This is a genomic window from Paenibacillus liaoningensis (assembly GCF_059609455.1).
Genome location: NZ_JCAALU010000016.1, coordinates 65,413 through 78,529 on the forward strand (window position 1 = coordinate 65,413; position 13,117 = coordinate 78,529).

The 13,117-nt window shown below is 50.3% G+C and carries 12 protein-coding genes; 6 read left to right on the forward strand and 6 right to left on the reverse strand.

Annotation, left to right across the window (positions count from 1 at the left end):
* Positions 1 to 82 precede the first annotated feature (82 nt).
* Positions 83 to 385 (forward strand): hypothetical protein, encoded by a 303-nt coding sequence (locus AC6B99_RS24145; protein WP_494863834.1) that lies wholly within the window; start codon positions 83 to 85, stop codon positions 383 to 385.
* A gap of 120 nt (positions 386 to 505) precedes the next feature.
* On the opposite strand, the gene AC6B99_RS24150 is transcribed toward AC6B99_RS24145, so the two are convergent.
* The 3 genes from AC6B99_RS24150 to AC6B99_RS24160 form a co-directional block, all read right to left on the reverse strand.
* Positions 506 to 1,744: a cation:proton antiporter gene (locus tag AC6B99_RS24150; protein ID WP_056031874.1), complete on the reverse strand. Its 1,239-nt coding sequence runs from the start codon at positions 1,742 to 1,744 to the stop codon at positions 506 to 508.
* Positions 1,745 to 1,746: 2 nt separating this feature from the next.
* Positions 1,747 to 2,238 (reverse strand): cation:proton antiporter regulatory subunit, encoded by a 492-nt coding sequence (locus AC6B99_RS24155; RefSeq protein WP_056031871.1) that lies wholly within the window; start codon positions 2,236 to 2,238, stop codon positions 1,747 to 1,749.
* A 73-nt stretch (positions 2,239 to 2,311) separates the two neighbouring features.
* Positions 2,312 to 2,677, reverse strand: coding sequence for a hypothetical protein (locus AC6B99_RS24160; protein ID WP_056031868.1), 366 nt, complete (start codon positions 2,675 to 2,677; stop codon positions 2,312 to 2,314).
* A gap of 154 nt (positions 2,678 to 2,831) precedes the next feature.
* Between AC6B99_RS24160 and AC6B99_RS24165 the strand changes: the two genes are divergently transcribed.
* Entirely contained in the window at positions 2,832 to 3,293 is a 462-nt protein-coding gene (locus AC6B99_RS24165) for a cupin domain-containing protein (protein ID WP_200931603.1), read from the forward strand.
* A gap of 98 nt (positions 3,294 to 3,391) precedes the next feature.
* On the opposite strand, the gene AC6B99_RS24170 is transcribed toward AC6B99_RS24165, so the two are convergent.
* Positions 3,392 to 4,951, reverse strand: coding sequence for an HD-GYP domain-containing protein (locus tag AC6B99_RS24170; protein WP_496664416.1), 1,560 nt, complete (start codon positions 4,949 to 4,951; stop codon positions 3,392 to 3,394).
* A gap of 206 nt (positions 4,952 to 5,157) precedes the next feature.
* Between AC6B99_RS24170 and AC6B99_RS24175 the strand changes: the two genes are divergently transcribed.
* On the forward strand, positions 5,158 to 6,366 hold the full coding sequence (locus tag AC6B99_RS24175; RefSeq protein WP_496664417.1) for an MFS transporter: 1,209 nt from the start codon (positions 5,158 to 5,160) through the stop codon (positions 6,364 to 6,366).
* A gap of 70 nt (positions 6,367 to 6,436) precedes the next feature.
* Here the strand turns inward: AC6B99_RS24175 and AC6B99_RS24180 are convergent, their stop codons facing one another.
* Positions 6,437 to 8,236, reverse strand: coding sequence for a 5'-nucleotidase C-terminal domain-containing protein (locus AC6B99_RS24180; RefSeq protein WP_494879073.1), 1,800 nt, complete (start codon positions 8,234 to 8,236; stop codon positions 6,437 to 6,439).
* 209 nt (positions 8,237 to 8,445) lie between these two features.
* Between AC6B99_RS24180 and deoR the strand changes: the two genes are divergently transcribed.
* The 3 genes from deoR to AC6B99_RS24195 are packed head-to-tail and all read left to right on the forward strand — an operon-like array spanning position 8,446 to position 11,542.
* Positions 8,446 to 9,402, forward strand: a complete 957-nt coding sequence (gene deoR / locus AC6B99_RS24185; protein ID WP_056031859.1) for a DNA-binding transcriptional repressor DeoR — start codon at positions 8,446 to 8,448, stop codon at positions 9,400 to 9,402.
* Positions 9,403 to 9,443: 41 nt separating this feature from the next.
* Positions 9,444 to 10,124 carry a deoxyribose-phosphate aldolase gene (gene deoC / locus AC6B99_RS24190; protein WP_056031857.1) on the forward strand — a complete coding sequence of 227 codons (681 nt, stop codon included), beginning with the start codon at positions 9,444 to 9,446 and terminating at the stop codon, positions 10,122 to 10,124.
* Between the two features lie 11 nt (positions 10,125 to 10,135).
* On the forward strand, positions 10,136 to 11,542 hold the full coding sequence (locus tag AC6B99_RS24195) for a SulP family inorganic anion transporter (protein ID WP_496664418.1): 1,407 nt from the start codon (positions 10,136 to 10,138) through the stop codon (positions 11,540 to 11,542).
* Positions 11,543 to 11,749: 207 nt separating this feature from the next.
* Here AC6B99_RS24195 and AC6B99_RS24200 read toward each other — a convergent pair whose 3' ends face one another.
* Positions 11,750 to 12,871 carry a foldase protein PrsA gene (locus AC6B99_RS24200; protein WP_056031852.1) on the reverse strand — a complete coding sequence of 374 codons (1,122 nt, stop codon included), beginning with the start codon at positions 12,869 to 12,871 and terminating at the stop codon, positions 11,750 to 11,752.
* Positions 12,872 to 13,117: the final 246 nt, after the last annotated feature.

Genomic DNA, 13,117 nt, shown 5'->3' on the forward strand with positions numbered 1-13,117 from the left:
TAGCATATTTTGGGATGCCCGAAGCATAAAAATCAGTTATAGTAATTATACAGAGGTAAATACTAACGCTGAGGTGATTCTAATGCCATTAAAAACACGCATTCAAGAGCTTAAAGCTCAACTTCCGAAGGAACATCAGGAATTATCCCATTATGTAGAGCATGCCTTGCAGGCGTTGGAAAACTTTGAGTCAGAGCATCGCCGTTTCGCTGCTGCACAGGCAGTAGCCGGAGTGAGAATTTCGGGCGCGGAGGAAATTGTCTTTTACGACACAATTGCCAAGATCAAGGAAGAGCTTGTGAACACCTTGCACAAGACAGTGGAGGACTACGTTCACAAAGGCGATAAAAATTGGAACAAAAACTTTAAAGACGGCATCGACTAGGACGCCAAGCTAAATAACCCAACTATAAAAAAAGCAAGCCTGCCTTGACCCGCGAAAATAACATTTCGTCGGTTGAGGCAGGCTTGTTAAATTTTTAGGCTGCAAAGGCAGACCCGTCGTTTAATTGGAAACGTCCGGCTCTTTGATGGGTTCTTTGTCTTTAGCCTTCTTGCGGTCAAAGCGGAAAACTTTGTTCATGCCGTTGTAAATGAGCTTGGATTCCTTGGTGAGCAATGGCCCCAAAATCGCAAGCAGCAGGACATATAAGGCAGCAAATGGCTGAAGCAGTTCCATTAATCCTCCGGCTTTGCCGAGATTCGCCATAATAATCGAAAACTCGCCGCGCGAGACGATCGTCAGACCGATATTCGCGGACGCTTTAGGCGAAAGTCCTGCGCTTTTCCCCGCCAGCATGCCTGCAAGCACGTTGCCGAACAGCGTAATGGCAACAGCACCTAGCGATAGCCATACTGCGCCTCCAAGCGCCGTCGGATCAATCGTCAGACCGAAGCTGAAGAAGAAAATCGCACCGAAGAAATCGCGGAAAGGTAAAATCAGATGCTCGATCCGCTTCATATGAGCGGTTTCAGCTAGCACTAGTCCAACTAGAAGGGCGCCGATTGCCTCAGCGACGTGAATCGTTTCGGAGAAGCCTGCGACGAGGAATAAAGCCCCGAAGATCAGCAGAAGAAACAATTCGTTCGAGCGGATGTTTAATATTTTATTCAACAGAGGAACAGCCTTGCGTCCAACTACGAGTACAAGGAGCATAAATCCAAGCGCATAGGATGCGGAGAGGAGTACGCCGCCAAGTGAGCTGGAGCCGCTGAGTACAAGACCGGAGAGGATGGAAATATACACAGCGAGGAAAACATCCTCGAACATAATAATGCCGAGTATCATCTCGGTTTCCCGATTCGCGGTTCGTTTCAAGTCCACGAGCACCTTCGCAACGATGGCGCTTGAAGAAATCGTTGTAATACCAGCCATAATGAGCGTTTCCTCAAGCGGGAAGCCTAGGGAGAAGCCATAGACAAGTCCAAGCGTGAAATTGATAATAATATAAATCGTACCGCCGACGGCGATGTTTTTTCCCGATTTCATCAGGCGTCCGACCGAAAATTCCAGACCGAGATAAAAGAGCAGGAACAGTACGCCTAAGCGGCCGAGAAATTCAATGAAGGGGGCGCTTTCGATAAAGCGGAAGTCGAAAACGCCGAATTTAGGAGCATGCGGCCCCACAGCCATCCCGATCAAAATATAAAACGGAATGACTGAAAATTTTACTTTATTTGCTATTAAGCCGACTAGGGCAATCAAAGTGACGGCGAGACCAATCTCCAGCACCAGATGATCCATAATTAACGGCTCCCATTCACGAGCAGCTGCTTAAGCGTCTTAAGATGCGGGCGTTCACCTGCAACTATCAGTGTAGAATCGGCTTTGAAAATATAATCAGGACCCGGATTAATATGCTTGCCGTCCTTGTCGATCGCGGCGATAATCGTCGTCCCCGTCCGCTTGCGGATATCCGAGTCTCCGATCGTTTTGCCTACGCAGCTTGCTCCGGCTTCGACTTTATACCACTCAATAGTCAAATCGTCGAGCGCGACTTCAATCGTCTCAAGCGCCTTCGGCGTATAGGTCATTCCTCCAATAATGGCAGCAACCTGACGGGCCTCCTCGTCATCCATGGAAACCATGGAAATGCTGTCATCTGGATCATCGTATTCAAAATGGTACATTTCTCTTCTTCCGTCATCATGGATGACGACAACGAGCTTGTCGCCGCCTCTCGTCTCCATTTGATACTTACGTCCAATGCCTGGTAAATCCGATTCTCTAATATTCATATTCGCCAGCTCCTATATCGTGAGTTTGTGTGGGTATCATGATAGGACGGATACGTATAATGCTGGCAATAGATTATATAAAGCTTCCGGTGAATTTAACAGGCATCAAAAATAAATCCTTTATTTGCTGCGGTATAAAGGCACGGCGAATGGATAGTGGAATCAGCCGCTGCTTTCGGCATGCGAGTATTCCTAAAATAATGGTGATGCCTATAAGCGTCATCTGGAAAAGCTGCTTCAAAATACCGGATTGATATCGGATCGCGACACCATGATGGTCCCCTGCTGCAATCGTCAGTTGGTCGGAGGGAGATTTCAGCTCGGGCAAGTCCTCCGCCTGATAAGCAAATAGTATGGCTGTACACAGCAATGCTAGTATGATCAGGCCTTTCACTAACCGGCTTTGCCTTGCCGGCTGCTGCAAAACGTTGTTGTTCATCTATTCACCCCCTGTCTCTTATTACTATTATAAATGATTGTAGGCCGAATGTCACAAGGCTGCTGCGAAAGGTATTGACGTTGTCCCAAGTGTTGGATACACTGGGGGAATTAAATGAAATAAGCATTTTTTCCAGCTGGAAGGAGATTGAATGATGAGTGAAGCGAACAAGGCGATTTCGCCGTTAGTTGAAGCATTGGGCTTACAACCGCATGTAGAGGGCGGTTGGTATAAAGAATTGTGGAAGGCTTCCTTCCAAATTCCGCAGGAGCTGCTGGGTGAGGCTTATTCCGGACCACGTGCCGCAGCGTCCTCGATTTATTTTTTATTGCATCCGCATGAGATGTCGGATTGGCATAAAGTACTATCTGATGAGCTGTGGATTTGGCATTCAGGCGGCCCAATTACCCTTTCCCTGGGCGGCACTTCAGACGACCCAACGCTTAGAAAGGAAATTATTGTAGGCGGCGATGTGCTGAATGGCCAGCAGCCGCAAGCGGTAGTGCCAGCAGGCGAGTGGCAAATGTCGCAGCCGATTGGCGACGAGCCATCGCTGTTCTCCTGTATTGTTTCCCCGGGCTTCCATTATGATGATTTCCAATTAATTAAACGTTAATCCAAACATTCAAACGATTTTATAAAAAGATCCGCCTCATGCAGGCGGATTTTTTTGGTCTTTATGCTGCATGCCGTGCATCGAGAGTCAGAGCTCGCTTACGCCTCTGCACGCGTATCTTCTGAAGCTTGCTGCTCCTGCTCCCTATGCCAGCGGATGAATAGCTCTGCAAGGCCAGGGTCCCACTGGGTTCCCTTGCCTTCTTCCAAAATGGTGATCGCCTTGCATACAGTCATGCCCTTGCGGTAGGGGCGATCAGAGGTCATCGCATCGAAGGCATCAGCGATGGCAATGACTTTGCCGAGCAGCGGAATATTTTCGCCTGCGAGCCCGTCGGGATAGCCTTTGCCGTCAAAACGTTCATGATGGGAGCGCACGCCCGGCAGCAGATGCTCCATCGCATCAGCCGGCTCAATGCGCCGCAAAATATTTTCACCCAAAATCGGATGCTGCTTGATTTGATCGAACTCCTCGTCAGTCAGCTTGCCGTCCTTCAGCAGCACGGCGTCACGGACACCGATTTTGCCAATATCATGGAGCAGCGCCGACTTGCGAATCGTATCCAGAACGGAATCGTCCCAGCCAGCGAGCTTCCCGATGAGCACAGCGTATTCAGCTACGCGCTCGGAATGCCCGGCGGTGTAGAGGTCGCGAGCCTCAAGCGCCGCAGCTAGGGTAATGAAATAGCTTTGCAGCAGTTGGGCGTTGCGCTTCTCGCGCTCCTTCAGACCATCGACCATATGGTTGAATCCGGCCACAAGCTTGGAAAACTCATCCGAATAAATATCCTCGGCCTTATGGTCGAGATTGCCTTCCTGAACGCTGACCAACGCCTGCTGAAGCGTCTCGATCGGCGACTGAATATCCTTGGAGAGCAGCGATGCGCTAAGCCAGGAAAATAAAATGCCAATAATAAGAATGAGGACGGCCCATTGCCAGTAGGCGGCAGAAGCGGAGCTGGTACTGGCGTACCCCTCTATGCGAATTTGCGTCGCCAGGCTGAACATAAGCATCGGCAGCGTTCCGATAATAAAAGCGCTGAGCAGAAACTTGCGCCTGATTGTCACCAGAACTTGCCCCTCCAGCGTCAAATCAGCGTTAAACCGTTTAATATGCATCGCGCGTATATGCGTAATGAGCGGCGGTATCGCCCTGGTTGTCAGAAAAAACTCAAGCATGGCATGCATCGCCGCAATCAGCACCGCACATGCCGCGCCTATCGCAATATAGTAATAAGGAAATACGATCCATTGCAGCTTTATACTTATATAAGTGAGACTGCCAACGGGAATCGCCAAACCTAGAAAATGGGGACCGGCGATCCGTTTAACCGATAAAAGCGGAAAGTTATGTACTTGCAAATATGCCTCTCGGAGCTGGGCAGAATTAGCTTCTATGTAAAAAATATCGCGTATAGGCTTAATATGCCGTTTGAAAGCCAACCATTCGCAGCTGAACATGATGATCAGCGAAACGACGAGCAGCAGCGCCAGCCGAAAAATTTCAATGCTGGATAGCTGCAAGGTTGAAAAGATGAGGATGCTTCCTACCCCAAGGACAGCGACAGCCCCGCCAAACAGATAATTACGGATAAGCTGAACAATAAATTTTTTGAAAATAATCCCATCGAGCCGTTCATCGCTTATCATTTGTTTCATAGACAGGCTCCTCACTTCGCGTGGAAAATGAGATTTCTGAAGACAACCTCTCCTACAGGTTATCACACTTGCCGAAGACCGCAATAGAAAATTGAAGACAGTCGTTTTCATCGTAGACAGGGTATTCAAACTGCTATATGATGAACGAATCGTAAGGGGATCGGAACTTCTCATACTTAGATTGAAATCATAAAGGAGATAGAAAAATGCGCGAGGCGCTATGGTCAAAAAATTTCATTTTATTAATGGGCTCTAATCTGCTGCTGTTTATGGCGCTTGAGATGCTGCTGCCGACACTTCCCGTGTTTGCCGCGGAGCAGGGAGGCAGCCAAACACAAATTGGCCTAATTATGGGCTTATTTACGTTTACGGCCGTCATTTCCCGGCTTGGAACAGGCTATGGCATAAAGCGGCTGGGCCAGAAGAAGCTGCTGCTTCTTGGAGTAGCCATCAGTCTTATCGCGCTTACCGGCTATTATTTAGCTGCGACCCTTGCCGTACTGCTTGTGCTGCGCGTCGTGCACGGCGTCGGCTTCGGCATTGCAACGACGCTGTTCGGCACAGCGGCATCCGATTTAGTGCCAGCCTCTCGAAGAGGGGAAGGCATGGGCTTTTTTGCGACAGGGAATTCGATCTCATTCGCTTTAGGACCCTTTTTTGGCATTTGGATTATGACGGAATATGGCTTTAAGGCACTGTTTTTAATCGGGGCAGTTGTTATGCTGCTTAGCTTGATCAGTACCTGCTTTGTCCGTTTTCCGCGTGTGGAGAAGAAGGCGCCAGCCGCAGCCGCTCCTGTGGCGGAAACGGGAAGTTGGATGGACAGCGTCGTGGAGCGCAAGGCGTTTATGCCTTCGCTGCTTGGCCTGATTATCGGCATCCCCTTCGGCACGGTGCTCAGCTTTATCGCTTTGTTTGGCAAAGAGCAGGGCCTGGGCAGTGTCGGCATTTTCTTCCTTGTCGTGGCCATCAGCGAGTTTCTGATCCGCTTTATTAGCGGCCCGTTGTTTGATCGCAAAGGGCGCATGTGGGTGCTGCTGCCTGCTGCTATTCTATGCATTATTGCTAGCGTCATGCTTTATTTTACGCATTCTACCGCGATGCTGCTGCTGTCGGGGCTGTTTTATGGCTTTGGCTTTGGGGCCCTGTTCCCAGCGCTGCAGGCTTGGGTTATCGATCTCGTAGAGCCAGAGCGCAGAGGCGTAGCGACGGCGACCTATTACAATGCTTTTGACGTCGGCATCGGAAGCGGTTCAATATTGCTGGGAGCTGTAGCGGCTGTGACCAATTATTCGACAATGTATTTGCTGTCTGGCGGTTTTTTCATCTTGTACATTGTGCTGTATGTAGGCTTTGAACGCAGGCTGCGCCGCAATTCCAGCAGCAAGTCCATCAGCAAGTCAATGCAAGCCTAGCCGGGACATGTCAGAGATATAATAGAAACAGCCCTTCACCATTTAAAAATGGCGGAGGGCTGTTTTGCTGCTATGCCGGAATTTTGAGCTGCTGTCCGATGTAAATGCGATCGGGATTTTTAATTTGGTTTACGTCGCGAATCGCCTGCCACGTCGTATTATAGCGCTTCGCAATCGACCAGAGCGTATCGCCTTTTTTCACCGTGTAGTTGGCATAGTCGGCAGCCTTCGCAGGCTCCTCCTGAGTGGTGCCTGCCGGAGACGACGGGCCGGGCTGGATAACTTCCGGCTTAGGCTTCGTGCTGGTAGAAGGGGAAGCGGAGCTAGACGTTGTTCCCTCCGTAATACGTCCTTCAACAGCTGGATTTGCTGCTGTCCCAAGCTCCCGCAAATAGCTCGTGAGCGCTTCGTCCAGTGCGCCAAACATGCCGGCCTGCGGATAGCTGGCGAACATCGTATATTCATCGCCGCCGGCTGCTATAAAATCATTCGTCGCGAGCGAATATTGTTTTTTCGCATCGAGCGGAGCGCCGCCTACCGTAACGGAATGGACACGCGAGCCTTTTGCCTTGGCGGTATCGATCTTGAAGGCGATGCCGGATACTTGCGGAAAAGCGCCCTTCGGATTCGGATAATCCGAAACGCCATTTTCCAAAGCGGCTTTAATATCGGCGCCTGTGACGTTAAGCGTCACGATTTGATTGCCGAAAGGCAGCACCGTAATGATCTCGCCCTGCGTAATGATTCCTTCATCAATTGAAGCGCGGATACCGCCGCCATTCGTTAGGGCGATGTCGGCCTTCGTGATTGAGCGCAGGCTGTCGGCAATCAAATTGCCTAAATTCGTTTCTCCCGCGCGAACCTGCTCGCGCTCGCCATCAAGCTTCACAGCGGTTTCGCCAACCTCGGTTGAGAGGATTTCCTGCTGCTCAGCGACGATGGAATCGACCAGCTCAGCAATTTTTTGATCAGGGGCAATTGCTGCAGCAGCTTTGTAATCAATCAGCCTGGCTTCTTTGCTGATTACTTTGCCTTGATCGATCCATAAATCGACGACGCCAATGTATTTGGTATATTCACCGGCGCTTGCAATAAGGGTGCCATGGCCAGCTTCAAGCCCTTTTTCCAGCACCGTATGGCTGTGCCCATCAATAAAAACATCAATGCCGGCAACTTCCTTGGCAATGCCAATGCTCGTATCGACGCTCGACTCATCCTGTCCGATATGGCCGAGTGCCACGATGACGTCGACCTGGTCCTTCAGCTCGGCGACGATCGTTTTCGCCTCCTCGGCTGGGTCGGTGAACACAAGTCCATCGACATTTTTCGGATGCGTCTTGTAGGCGGTTTCGGGTGTGGTCAGGCCAAAGATACCGATTTTCACGCCGTCCACCTCTTTAATGACATAAGGATGAAACAGCGGCGAATCGTCTTTCTTTACTCTAATGTTGGCGCTCAGAAGCGGATATTCCATTTGGGGTTCTAGCTCGACGAGGCGGTTGTAGCCATAATTAAATTCATGATTTCCGGGGACTGCCGCATCGTAGCCCATTGCGTTCATGACGCGTACGACGCTTTCGCCTTCTACGAGCGTGGCAAAGGTAGTGCCGTGAATGGCATCGCCGCCATCAAGCAGGAGCGTGTTCGGATTGCTGGCCCTGTAGCTGTCGATAATTCCGGCCAGCCGTGCAAAGCCGAGCTCACCGTTGCTTTCGGATTCTACCGCCCGGGCATGCATATCGTTCGTATGCAGCAGCGTAATATGCTTGCCGGCCTTCTCTGGGGTGGATGCAGCCGCCGAGACGCTTGCAGCGCCTAGAAGCAGGGCTGCGGTCAAAAGAATGGATGTGAACCACTTAAACTTGTTCAACATAGCAGGTGATACCTCCCATCAGAATGTCGTTTATGGTCGCGCCTTATACGTATTCCACATGTTGACATGAAAATCCTGTCCAAAAGCTGTAGTTGTTGTTTTGCTTTTTTCCTTATATAATGAAACTGAAATATTGCTTACAATTCTTTGAACATATTCTCAAGATAGATAAATGTGGAAGAGCGACTCACCAAAGGAGATGCCCGATGGAGGAACTCAGCGACAAAAAGATGAAAATGATTGAAGCAGCGCGCATGTACTATGAGCTTGACTACAATCAGCAGGAAATAGCCAAGAAGCTCGGCGTGTCACGTCCAACGGTTTCGCGTTTTTTGCAGCAGGCGAAGGTTGACGGTATCGTACAGATCAAGATTATGGACCCGGCAGCAGACAATGCGGACCGCGAGCGGCAATTGCAGGAGCGCTTCGGCTTGAAGCGCGCAATTGTAGCCACGGTACCTAAGTATGAGGATGCGATGGCCAAGCGGGTAATTGGAGAAGCTGCCGCTGCGTTTCTGAATGAAACGGTGCAGGATGGCGATACGATAGCCGTTACCTGGGGCACGACGTTATATGAAGTAGCGACCCGTCTGCCGAACAAGCATGCGAAGAAGGTCAAGGTGGTGCAGCTCAACGGAGGTGTCAGCCATTCCGAGACCGATACGTATGCCCACGAGATCGCGCAGCTGTTCGCTAAAGCTTATCAAACGTCGCCTTATTTGATTCCGCTTCCAGCTATTGTTGACCATGCGGTTGTGAAGCATGCGATTGAAGCGGATCGTCATATACGCAAAATTCTTGATATGGGCAAAAAAGCGAATATCGCTGTTGTTACCGTAGGAGCGCCAACCGAGGATTCGGTGCTGATGCGGGCGAATTATTTTTCCGATGAGGATTTGGGCATTATTTTCTCGCGCGGCGTAGGGGATATTTGCTCAAGATTCATAGATATCAACGGGCAATTGGTCAGTGAGGAGCTGGACTTGCGCACGATTGGCATTGATTTGGGCGAGCTGAAGCGCAAGGAATGGTCCGTGCTGGTAGCTGGCGGCCCAAGCAAGGTCGAAGCGGTGTATGGTGCGCTTGCTGGTCAATATGCGAATACGTTGATTACCGATCACATTACGGCGAAGCATCTGCTGGATTACAAGCCGGAGGCGTGAACGGGACGGGCTAGAGAGACGATAGGTGGAGGGATTTATTAATGAGCAGTACGAATGCAGCGAATGTAGCTGGAGTTATTGATCACACAATGCTAAAGGCCGACGCGACAAAAGAGGAAATCATTCAGCTTTGTGCCGAAGCGAAAACGTATCATTTTGCCACCGTTTGCGTGAATGCAGGCTGGGTCGCGCTTGCGGCTGCTCAGCTGGCTGGCTCTGGCGTAGGCATTACGACGGTAGCGGGCTTCCCGCTTGGCGCAACGACTTCAAAGGCGAAGGCGGCGGAAGCGGAAGATGCGATTGCCTGCGGGGCTACCGAGGTGGACATGGTGCTGAACATTGGGCTGCTGAAGTCAGGTGACGAAGCAGGCGTGAAGAGCGATGTTGAGGCGGTTGTGGCTGCTTGCAAGGGCAGGGCGATCGTAAAGGTCATTTTGGAAACAGGCTTGCTTACGAATGCGGAAAAGGTGCGGGCTTGCGAAATTTGCAAGGAGGCTGGCGCCGATTTTGTCAAAACGTCGACCGGCTTCGGCAAAGGCGGCGCAACAGAGGAAGATATTGCGCTAATGCGCCGTACAGTTGGGCCAGACATGGGTGTTAAAGCTTCCGGAGGCGTGCGAGATTTGGAAACCGCGCTCAAAATGCTTGCTGCTGGCGCCACCCGCATTGGTGCAAGCGCAAGCGTCGCCATCGCGAACGGCGGCAAAGGCGAAGGATATTAGGTGAAAAGGGTATGAGCAGTTTATCTTGGAAACGACAGTGGATGACCGATGTGCGGGTGAATGTGCTGGCGGGCATGACGGCGACGCTAGCACTGGTGCCGGATTCGCTGGCTTTTTCGTTTATGGCGGGAGTACCGCCTGTTGTCGGAATTTATGCTTCAATCTGTATCCTGCTCGTTACGACGTTTCTTGGCGGTCGTCCCGGCATGATTTCCGCAGCCGCAGGCTCGATGGCGGTGCTGATGCTGACGCTTGTAAAGGAGCATGGCATCGAATATTTGTTTGCAGCTACGATTTTGACCGGAATTTTGCAATATTTAATGGGTGTATTTAAGCTGGGCAAGCTGATGAGATATGTGCCTCAGGGCGTGCTGACCGGATTTATTAATGCGCTGGCGATTCTCATCCTCCTGTCGCAGCTGCGTTATTTTCAGGGCGAGTCGTGGCTGATGTATGCGTTAGTCGCGGCGACGCTGGCGATTATTTATTTTCTCCCGCGTTATTTTAAAGCGATTCCATCGCCGCTGGTGGCGGTCGTCGTGCTAACGTTCGCCGTATGGGTGTTCGGCATGGGCGGTGTTACCCGGGTTGGCGCAATTGATGCTTCGCTGCCATCGTTTCTGCTGCCGAATATTCCGCTTAGCTGGGAGACGCTAGCAATCATTTTTCCTTATTCCTTGTCGCTAGCTGTCGTTGGATATACGGAGACGATGCTGACGCATAATTTGCTCGATGAGATGACCGGAGAGCGTACGGACAAAAATAAGGAAATGCGCGGACAAGGCGTCGCGAATGTTGTCGCGGGTTTCTTTGGCGGTATGGCGGGCTGCGCGCTCGTTGCGGAATCGGTGCTTAATGTAAAAATGGGCGGGAAGCATAGGCTGTCTACGCTCGTTTCCGCCTTGTTCCTCTTGCTGCTCGCCGTTCTGTTCGGCGATGTGCTGGCGCAGGTGCCGATGGCGGCGCTGGTCGGCATTATGATTATGGTCTGTATCGCGATCTTCGATTGGCGCTCGGTGTTCAAGCCGCGCAGTGTGCCGCTTGCCGAAACGGTCGTTATGGTAGCGACAGTTGCTGCTGTACTGTTCACGCATGATTTGGCTGCTGGCGTATTGGTTGGCGTACTCATCAGCTTCGTATGGTTCGTTGTGTCGGTGTCGCGCAAGCTGCACATCCATAGCGAATGGGAAGGCAGCAAGCGGACTTATCGGGTGTATGGACAGCTGTTTTTCGCTTCGTCCTCTGGACTTGAAGAACTAATCGAGCTGGACTGCAAAGCTGACGAAATTCATATCGACCTTAGCCAGTCGCGCATTTGGGATCATACGGCGCAGCTGGCACTCAATAAAGTGGTAGAGCGGCTGAAGGCCAGCGGCAAAGAAGTGACCGTGAGCAAAGGGGCTGCCTTGCAAAGCTAAACGGGTGGCTGTACAGCTTGATTTTGTCTACAAAGCTAAGCTAGGGTTTGTGTTGGGCATCTGTGCATCAGAGCATCAAAGCGGCCCATATCATAACGGCTGAAAACCAAAAAGATCGCTGTCCCAAAGGCATTAAGCCTGGCGGACAGCGATCTTTTTTTAATTCATAAGCACGTTCATAAGCGCGTTAACCTTATTCGGTTGGGCTTATTGTGCTGCGCTTGCTTCTGGAGAAACAGCTGCGTCTGGATTAGCGCTTGCGTCTGTTTCTTCTTCTGTTTTCTCTTCGAGCGTATTCGTAATCGTTGCTTTGTCGCGAATCTCTTGAATCCAAGTAGCTGATTTCTCTTGAATTTGTTGATTCAGCAGCTGCTTGCGGATTTCTTCCTTCTTCTCTTCAAAAGTCGGGGAAGTTGCCGCTTTAAAGCCGGTTTTCTTAATAATATGGAAACCGAAGCTCGATTTAACGACGTCGCTGATTTGATCAACTTCCAGTGCGAAGGCTGCTTCCTCGAAAGCAGGGTCCATGACGCCTTTGCCGAAGAAGCCAAGATCGCCGCCATTGTCTTTCGTGCCTGTATCGGTTGATTTTTCTTTCGCCAACGTTGCGAAGTCAGCGCCATCTTTCAATTGTTTCAAAATAGCGTCTGCTTCCTCTTGCGTAGCTACCAGAATGTGCGAAGCTTTAATTTCTTCGCCTGTGCCGTAGGAAGCTTTGTTTTGCTCATAAGCTTCTTTAATTTGATCATCGGTAATGGTAATGGATGGCTCAAGCAGCTTGCGGATTTTCACTTGCGTCTCAGCATCTTTACGCAGGCTCTCCAGCGTTACGCCGTATTGTGCCAGCGCGGCGTTGAACTGCTCGTCCGTGCCGAAGCTTGCTTTCAGCGTATTAATTTCTTCATCGATATCTGCTTCTGTAACCGTAACATTGGAAGCTTTAGCTTCTTGCGTAATCAACTGCTGTGTAATCAGATTGTCGAGCGTTGTTTTACCGCCTGATTTCAGCATTTCCTCATAAAGGTCTTCTTTCGTAATGTCGACTTTGTTAACCGTTGCAACGGCTGCATTGTTGCCACCGCCGAATACCGGTTTAATAGCGACGATTACTAGCAAAATAGCTAAAACTGCTGAAAGTGCAATCCATGCTCCGTTGCCGCTTTTACGGGGTGGCGGGGGAGTTGATCCACCCAAAGGCGCCCCTCCTGCCGCATTCGGTGAAGCTATTGTTGATTCAGTCGTATGTTGATTGTCCTCGTGTGTGTTGGTTTCTTGCTCCGCAGCATTTTTTAACTCTTCTTCTTTACGCTGCGATTCTTGGTTATCCATTCTTCAAACTCCCTTCATCATCTTACACGCTTTTTATAATGGTTTCGCGAAACGTTGCGGTGATCAAGGCCAGCTCACCGTAACCGTTTACGCTTGTCTAACCTACTATAACAAAACTCAGGTTAAAAAACCTTAATCTTAAATAAAAATAAAGGGATTTCAGCAGGAGCTGCTTTTTTGCGCCATGCGTCTTAGCGGTGTACAATGAAGGAGGCAAGCGCTTTATATTTGGTTTGAAGTATAAAA

Coding starts and splice junctions, on each gene's coding strand:
- AC6B99_RS24200 (WP_056031852.1), bottom strand. CDS start 12,871: ATGGATAACCAAGAATCGCAGCGTAAAGAAGAAGAGTTAAAAAATGCT.
- AC6B99_RS24150 (WP_056031874.1), bottom strand. CDS start 1,744: ATGGATCATCTGGTGCTGGAGATTGGTCTCGCCGTCACTTTGATTGCC.
- AC6B99_RS24170 (WP_496664416.1), bottom strand. CDS start 4,951: ATGAAACAAATGATAAGCGATGAACGGCTCGATGGGATTATTTTCAAA.
- AC6B99_RS24145 (WP_494863834.1), top strand. CDS start 83: ATGCCATTAAAAACACGCATTCAAGAGCTTAAAGCTCAACTTCCGAAG.
- AC6B99_RS24155 (WP_056031871.1), bottom strand. CDS start 2,238: ATGAATATTAGAGAATCGGATTTACCAGGCATTGGACGTAAGTATCAA.
- AC6B99_RS24175 (WP_496664417.1), top strand. CDS start 5,158: ATGCGCGAGGCGCTATGGTCAAAAAATTTCATTTTATTAATGGGCTCT.
- deoC (WP_056031857.1), top strand. CDS start 9,444: ATGAGCAGTACGAATGCAGCGAATGTAGCTGGAGTTATTGATCACACA.
- AC6B99_RS24165 (WP_200931603.1), top strand. CDS start 2,832: ATGAGTGAAGCGAACAAGGCGATTTCGCCGTTAGTTGAAGCATTGGGC.
- deoR (WP_056031859.1), top strand. CDS start 8,446: ATGGAGGAACTCAGCGACAAAAAGATGAAAATGATTGAAGCAGCGCGC.
- AC6B99_RS24160 (WP_056031868.1), bottom strand. CDS start 2,677: ATGAACAACAACGTTTTGCAGCAGCCGGCAAGGCAAAGCCGGTTAGTG.
- AC6B99_RS24195 (WP_496664418.1), top strand. CDS start 10,136: ATGAGCAGTTTATCTTGGAAACGACAGTGGATGACCGATGTGCGGGTG.